Here is a 4,441-nt window from a genome sequence, read left to right as displayed (position 1 = left end):
TCCCGGGGTACGGGGCGGTGGGGCGCAAGCCGTAGCACTCACGGAGGCCCCGGGCCGGTCACGGGGGCGGCAGCGCACCGCACAGCGCCTCCAGGGCCGGCCCGTAGGCGTGCTCGGAGGGGGTCGCGTACCCCACGACGAGCCCGTCGCCCACCGGCATGTCCGTCTCCGGGTGCCGGAACGCGGCGAGGCCGTCGAGGGCGACGCCCTGCCAGGCGGCGGCTTTGACCGCGGACGCCTCGGTGCCGGGCGGCAGCCGCAGCACGGCGTGCAGCCCGGCCGCGATGCCGGTGGCCTCGATGTGCGGCGCGTGCTCGGCGAGCGCCGCGACGAGCCGGTCCCGGCGGCCGCGGTAGCGCTGCCGCATCCGGCGTATGTGCCGGTCGTACGATCCCGAAGCGATGAAGTCCGCGAGGCTCAGCTGGTCGAGGACGCTCGCCCACGCCTCGCGCTCGCCCTTGGCGGCCAGAACGGCCTCGACATACCGCTCCGGCAGCACCATCCAGCCCAGCCGCACCGCCGGCGACAGGCTCTTGCTGACCGAACCGATGTGGATCACGCGCTCGGGGTCGAGCCCCTGGACGGCGCCGACCGGCTTGCGGTCGTAGCGGAACTCCCCGTCGTAGTCGTCCTCCAGGACCAGACCCTCACGCGCGCGTGCCCAGTCGATCACGGCGGCCCGGCGCGTGGGGTGCAGCGGGCCGCCGGTCGGGAACTGGTGCGCCGGCGTGAGCAGCACGGCCCGCTCGCGCGCCAACCGGTCGATCCGCGCGCCGTGTTCGTCGAGGGGGAGCGGTACCGTCCGCACTCCGGCCGCGGCCAGGACGTGCCGGTGGAACCCGAGCCCGTACGCCTCCACCGCCAAGGGGCCGCGCAGGACGCCGCCGAACAGCAGCCGCAGCGCGTGCGCGAAGCCGGAGCAGATCACGATCCGGCCCGGCTCGGTCCGCACGCCACGCGCCCGTGCCAGGTACTCCGTGAGCGCTTCCCGCAGTTCCGGCCGGCCGGCGGGGTCGCCCGGGCCGAACACCTCGTTGGGCGCCTGCTGCAGGGCCCGCCGGTAGGAGGCCAGCCAGGCGGTGCGCGGGAACGCCGAGACGTCCGGTGTGCCCTGCGTCAGATCGTGCCGGGGGCCACGCGCGCGTGGCGGTGCCTTCTTGGGCACGCGGGCGGCGGGCCGCAGCGGCTCGGCGCGCTCCGCGACCCGGGTGCCGGACCCTTGCCGGGCGGTGAGCCAGCCCTCCGCGACGAGCTCCGCGTACGCGTCCGCCACCGTGTTGCGGGCGACTCCGAGGTCCGCCGCGAGTGAGCGGTACGGCGGCAGTCGCGTGCCCGGGGCGAGCCGCCCACTGCGCACCGCCTCGCGCAGGGCACTGATCAGCGCCGCCCGCCGGCCGCCCGGCCCGGTCAGCTCCAGATGCAGGTCGGACCCGATCCGCTCCGCGGAATTGACCCACGATGTCACCATGAGAGTGCACCCTACAGCGGGTCTTTCCAGCTCGTAGTTTGAAGGGTATGACGACGACCGTGAACACGAGCAGCACCCACCCGACGTCCGCCCGGCCGGAGTTCGGCGCCTCCGCCCCGAAGGCCTTCCGGGCCCTCATCGCCTTCGACGCCGCCGCCCGCGAAGGCATCGACCCGGCCCTCGTCGAGCTGATCCAGATCCGCTCCTCGCACCTCAACCACTGCGCGTACTGCCTGCACATGCACACCAACGACGCCCGCAAGGCCGGCGAGAGCGAGGACCGGCTGCACATGGTCGCCGTGTGGCGCGAGGCCCGTCACTTCTTCACCGAACGGGAGCAGGCGGCTCTCGCCCTCACCGACGCGGTAACCCTCATCGCCGACGCCGGCGTCCCGGACGAGGTGTACGCGCGCGCCGCCGCACTGTTCGACGAGCGGGAACTCGCCCAGGTGCTCGCCCTGATCTGCGCGATCAATACCTGGAACCGGCTGGCACTGTCGACGGGGAAGGTCGCGGGGACGGACGATCGATGACATCCGTTGGCGGTCCCGGCGGTCCTGGCGGTCCTGGCGCTCCCGGCGGTCCCGGCGGTCCGGTGGTCCGGCGGCTCGGTGGTCCGGTGGTCCGGGCGGTTCCGGCGGCTCGGTGGTCACGGCGGCAGGGCGCTACACCGCCATGGGCCGGTCGTACGGCCCGATCGGCGCCGGCAGCCTCGCACTGCCCGTCAGATAGCGGTCGACGGCCGCGGCCACCGCCCGCCCCTCGGCGATCGCCCACACGATGAGCGACTGCCCCCGGGCCGCGTCCCCCGCGGCGAAGACCCCGGGCACGTTCGTGGCGAACCCGGAGTCCCGCGCGATCGTCCCGCGGGGCTCCATCTCCAGCCCCAGCTGGTCGACGAGCCCGTCCTCCCGGTCCGGCCCGGAGAAGCCGAGGGCGAGCAGCACGAGGTCGGCGGGGAGCGTCCGCCCCGTGCCTTCCATCGGATGGCGCCGGGTGTCCACCTCGACCAGGTGGAGCGAGCGCACCCGCCCCTGCGCGTCGCCGTCGAAGCGCAGAGTGGACGCCGCGAACAGCCGCGCATCCGCGTCCGCGACCGGGGCGGTCCGCAGGTCACGCGCCTCCTCATGGGCGGCGGACAGCCGGTAGATCCGCATCGGATACGTCGGCCAGGGCTCGGTGTCCTCGTCGCGCTCCGCGTCCGGCAGGGCGTAGATGTCCAGCTGGGTCACGGATGCGGCGCCCTCCCGGACGGCCGTGCCCAGGCAGTCCGCTCCGGTGTCGCCGCCGCCGACGATGACGACGTGCTGACCGGCTGCCGACAGCGGGGACGTCTCCAGATCACCCTCGCGCACCCGGTTGGCCAGCGGCAGGTATTCCATCGCCTGGTGAATGCCCGTCAGCTCCCGCCCCGGCACCGGGAGTTCCCGCCACGCGGTCGCCCCCGTGGCCAGCACCACGGCGTCGTGGCGGGTCCGCAGCTCGTCGGCCCCGATGTCCCGCCCGACCGCCGTCGACGTCCGGAACTTCGTCCCTTCGGCCCGCATCTGCTCCAGCCGCCGCTCCAGATGACGCTTCTCCATCTTGAACGAGGGGATGCCGTACCGCATCAGCCCGCCGAGCCGGTCGTCCCTCTCGTACACGGCGACCGTGTGCCCGGCCTGCGTCAACTGTTGCGCCGCGGCCAGCCCGGTCGGGCCCGAACCGATCACCGCGACCGTCTTCCCGGACAGCCGCTCCGGCGGCCTCGGCGGCGCGAACCCCTCCTCCCAGGCCCGGTCGGCGATCGCGCACTCGACGTTCTTGATGGTGACGGCCGGCTGGTTGATCGCCAGCACACAGCCCGCCTCACACGGCGCGGGGCACAGCCGGCCGGTGAACTCCGGGAAGTTGTTCGTGGCGTGCAGCCGGTCGGCGGCCGCCCGCCAGTCCTCCCTGGACACCAGGTCGTTCCACTCGGGGATCAGATTGCCCAGCGGACAGGCGTCGTGACAGAAGGGGATGCCGCAGTCCATGCAACGGTCGGCCTGTTTGCTGATGATCGGCAGCAGCGCCCCGGGGACGTGGACCTCGGCCCAGTCCCGCGCCCGTTCCTCGACCGGCCTGCGCGGCCAGTCCTGGCGGGGTGTGGTCAGGAAACCCTTGGGATCGGCCATGGCCGTCTTCCTTGCGTGCGCGTGGGACAGGCCGTGTGCCGTCGGGCGGCATCTTCACTCGTCGGCGGCACTCTTTCGCCACGATACGTCCGCCTCCCGGCCGGTGCCCGTCCGCCGCGTGGCACGGGCGTCAGGTGAGCGCCAGCACGTACGCCAGCGCCGCCGCGGCCGAGGCCGCCGTGCGGACGTGGTTCCACAGCGTCCACTCGCGCAGGTACACCGGCCAGTACGCCGCCGCCTCCGGAGTGCCCGGCTCCAGCCCGGCCAGGGCGTCGTTGCGCGGCACGTTCGCGACCATGGTCAGCCCGAACGACCCGAACAGGTACAGCGCGCTGCCCACCAGCAATTCCACCGTCCCCTCGGCCGGCCACAGCACGAACGTCACCACGGCGATCACCGCGCACAGCACGGCCGACCCCAGGAACACGATCATGAAGGGCGGCGCCACCGCCGCCACGTTGACCGCCTGCATCGCGGCGACTCCCTGCGCGGGCGGCAGCATGCCCAGGCCCCGCATCACGAAGGTCGAGAACCCGCAGAACACCCCGGCCACCAGACCGGTCCCGAGCGCCCCCAGCACCGTCAGCACGAAGTATGGTCCGTCGATCATGTCTCTCTCCCGCCGTCCAGCCGGAATCCCGCCCGGCACCCTTCCTCGCCCCTAGTGAATGCCCGTACGAGCACGGTGACCATGGCCGAACGGCGCGGCGGCATAAGCGAACGTCCACGGGCGTTCGAGCGGCCGTGCCGACGGCATGACGCACGCCCCGGTGCCTCTCACGTCAGTCACCCCGCGGAACCGAGCCCCGCCTCGGTC

At 73.5% G+C, this 4,441-nt stretch carries 4 protein-coding genes; 1 reads left to right on the top strand and 3 read right to left on the bottom strand.

Annotated elements, in window-relative coordinates; translation table 11 throughout:
* Window positions 1–58 precede the first annotated feature (58 nt).
* Complete coding sequence (gene pdxR / locus C1J00_RS38805; RefSeq protein WP_102913581.1) at window positions 59–1,468, bottom strand: MocR-like pyridoxine biosynthesis transcription factor PdxR; 1,410 nt, start codon at window positions 1,466–1,468, stop codon at window positions 59–61.
* A 47-nt stretch (window positions 1,469–1,515) separates the two neighbouring features.
* On the opposite strand from pdxR, the gene C1J00_RS38800 reads away from it, so the two are divergent.
* On the top strand, window positions 1,516–2,001 hold the full coding sequence (locus tag C1J00_RS38800; protein WP_102913580.1) for a carboxymuconolactone decarboxylase family protein: 486 nt from the start codon (window positions 1,516–1,518) through the stop codon (window positions 1,999–2,001).
* Between the two features lie 132 nt (window positions 2,002–2,133).
* Here C1J00_RS38800 and C1J00_RS38795 read toward each other — a convergent pair whose 3' ends face one another.
* Both C1J00_RS38795 and C1J00_RS38790 read right to left on the bottom strand, forming a co-directional pair.
* The gene (locus C1J00_RS38795) at window positions 2,134–3,624 is read right to left on the bottom strand and encodes a glutamate synthase subunit beta (RefSeq protein ID WP_102913579.1); all 1,491 of its coding nucleotides are present in this window, start codon (window positions 3,622–3,624) and stop codon (window positions 2,134–2,136) included.
* Window positions 3,625–3,754: 130 nt separating this feature from the next.
* Entirely contained in the window at window positions 3,755–4,234 is a 480-nt protein-coding gene (locus C1J00_RS38790) for an anthrone oxygenase family protein (protein WP_102913578.1), read from the bottom strand.
* Window positions 4,235–4,441: the final 207 nt, after the last annotated feature.

It is taken from the genome of Streptomyces cahuitamycinicus (genome assembly GCF_002891435.1).
GTDB lineage: Bacteria > Actinomycetota > Actinomycetes > Streptomycetales > Streptomycetaceae > Streptomyces > Streptomyces cahuitamycinicus.
Note: the sequence above shows the minus strand (reverse complement) of the source record. Positions and strands in the feature narration are given on the sequence as shown.

What these genes read in the sequence shown, in the direction of transcription:
- C1J00_RS38800 (WP_102913580.1), top strand. Translation starts at nt 1,516, where the DNA reads ATGACGACGACCGTGAACACGAGCAGCACCCACCCGACGTCCGCCCGG.
- C1J00_RS38795 (WP_102913579.1), bottom strand. Translation starts at nt 3,624, where the DNA reads ATGGCCGATCCCAAGGGTTTCCTGACCACACCCCGCCAGGACTGGCCG.
- C1J00_RS38790 (WP_102913578.1), bottom strand. Translation starts at nt 4,234, where the DNA reads ATGATCGACGGACCATACTTCGTGCTGACGGTGCTGGGGGCGCTCGGG.
- pdxR (WP_102913581.1), bottom strand. Translation starts at nt 1,468, where the DNA reads ATGGTGACATCGTGGGTCAATTCCGCGGAGCGGATCGGGTCCGACCTG.